General features: G+C 72.7%; 2 protein-coding genes. One reads left to right on the plus strand and one right to left on the minus strand.

Features of this window, described 5'->3' with window-relative positions; translation table 11 throughout:
- Positions 1–704: B12-binding domain-containing protein (locus WA805_RS04770; protein ID WP_425241736.1), on the minus strand; the 704-nt coding region annotated here is incomplete at its 3' end.
- 76 nt (positions 705–780) lie between these two features.
- Between WA805_RS04770 and WA805_RS04775 the strand changes: the two genes are divergently transcribed.
- Positions 781–2,034: TIGR01777 family oxidoreductase (locus WA805_RS04775; protein WP_425241737.1), on the plus strand; the 1,254-nt coding region annotated here is incomplete at its 3' end.

Consider the following 2,034-nt stretch of genomic DNA (forward strand, 5'->3'; position numbering starts at 1 on the left):
CCGGCCAGGACTCGCGTGTTCGGCAGGCGCTCGCGGATCTCCCGGGTTTCCTTGGCAGCAAGCCGGGCCGCGCCGCTGGTAGCGGACGACAGGACGATCAGGCTGGCACCGGTGTCGGCGGCGAGGCTGATGACCTCGGCCGCCGGAACGTCCGCGGCCAGATCCTGGACATGCCAGTGATCTTCGCGCAGGCACGCCGCTGCCATCATGGCGGGCAGCGCATGGCGCTCGCCGGGGGGAGTCGTCGTCACGGCGATGCCACGAGGGCGGCCCTGCGGCTGATGGACGCGGGCGGCGATGAGCCGCTCGCAGATCGCGGTCGCGCGGTGCTCGGCGGCGATGGACAGTTCCCCGGCGGCCCAGTCCTCGCCTACCCGCCGGAGCGCCGGGGCGATGACGTGGTCGCATAGCCCGGCCAGCGGCACTCCCGCAGCGAGCCGCCCGAAATCGTGGCGTGCCTGGGTCTCATCCCCGGCCACCAGCGCCGCGTACAACCGGTCGGCCTGGGCGGCCCAGTCCCTGACCTGCACCTCGCGCGGCGGCTCGGCGCCGGCCGCCCGCCTGGCCAGCAAGTCGCGCACGTCGCTTTCGCTCACCTCATAGCCGCGCGGCGTCTTCCGCGCGCGAAGCGTGCCCTGCCGTACCCAGCCGTAGGCGGTCTGGTAGTGCACGCCGAGCGTCTCGGCCGCATCGCGTAGCTGCACGAGGGTCTCCAAGCTGTCAGTTTTAGTGTAACTTAGTATTGATTAAAGATCGCGGACCGAAGGAGGCGGCGTAAGCATGGGACTCACGTACTCAAGTGTGGTGCCCGCTGAGCCCGATGAGGTGTTCGCCTGGCATTCCCGGCCGGGGGCCATCACGCGCTTGATGCCACCGTGGCAGCCGGTGCGCGTGGCGCGGGAAGCACCTTCGGTCCGCGATGGGCAGGCGGTTCTCGCGCTGCCCGGCGGCCTGCGCTGGGTGGCCGGCCATGATCCGTCCGGGTACCACCCGCCGCGTCAGTTCGCCGACGTCCTGCTGCCCCCGCTCGGGGCGGCGCTGCACTGGCGGCATACCCACCAGTTCACGCCTGCCCCCGGGGGCGGCACCATGGTCGTCGACGTGGTTTCCACGCCAGTCCCCGCGAGGGTACTGCGGCCAATGTTCGCCTACCGGCACCGGCAGCTCGCCGCGGACCTGGCCGCGCACGCGCGAGCGCGGGAGGTGTGCCCTGAGCCGCTGACGGTCGCACTCACCGGGGCGAGCGGGCTGATCGGCTCATCCTTGGCGGCGCTGCTGACCACCGGCGGCCACCGGGTGATCCGGCTGGTCCGCCGGGCGCCTCAGCAGGCGGACGAGCGCGAATGGCGGCCGGACGCCCCGGACTCCGAGCTGCTGGCCGGTGTGGACGCGGTCGTGCATCTCGCCGGCGCGCCGATCGGCCGCCGGTTCACCGAGGAAAACAAGCGCGAGATCCTGGCCAGCCGGACCGGCCCGACACGGGCGCTGGCCCTGCTGGCGGCCATGTCACCTGGCGGGCCGCGAACATTCGTCACCGCGTCCGCAGTCGGCTTCTACGGTGCCGACCGCGGTGACGAGGTCCTGACCGAGAACAGCGAGCGTGGCGGCGGGTTCCTCGCCGACGTGGCCGCCGCCTGGGAGGACGCGACCGCTCCCGCCACGGCCGCGGGAATCAGGACCGTTCAGGTCCGCACCGGCATCGTGCAAACGCCGCGCGGCGGGATGCTGCGCCTGCTGTACCCGCTGTTCGAAGCCGGCCTGGGCGGTCCGCTCGGCGACGGTACCGGATGGCAGCCCTGGATCGAGATCGACGATCTGCTCGACATCTATCTGCGCGCGGTCACCGACCCCGCGGTCGCCGGGCCCGTCAACGCGGTCGCGCCGGGCGAGGCACGCAACGCCGAGTACGCGCGCACCCTTGGCCGGGTGCTCCGCAGGCCGACACTGATCCCGGTCCCGCTGTTCGGCCCGCAGCTGCTCCTCGGCGCCGAGGGGGCCAGGGAACTCGCGGCAGCCAGCCAGCGGGTCCACCCG

This window comes from Trebonia sp., from assembly GCF_049794275.1.
In the GTDB taxonomy this organism is placed as follows: Bacteria; Actinomycetota; Actinomycetes; order Streptosporangiales; family Streptosporangiaceae; genus Trebonia.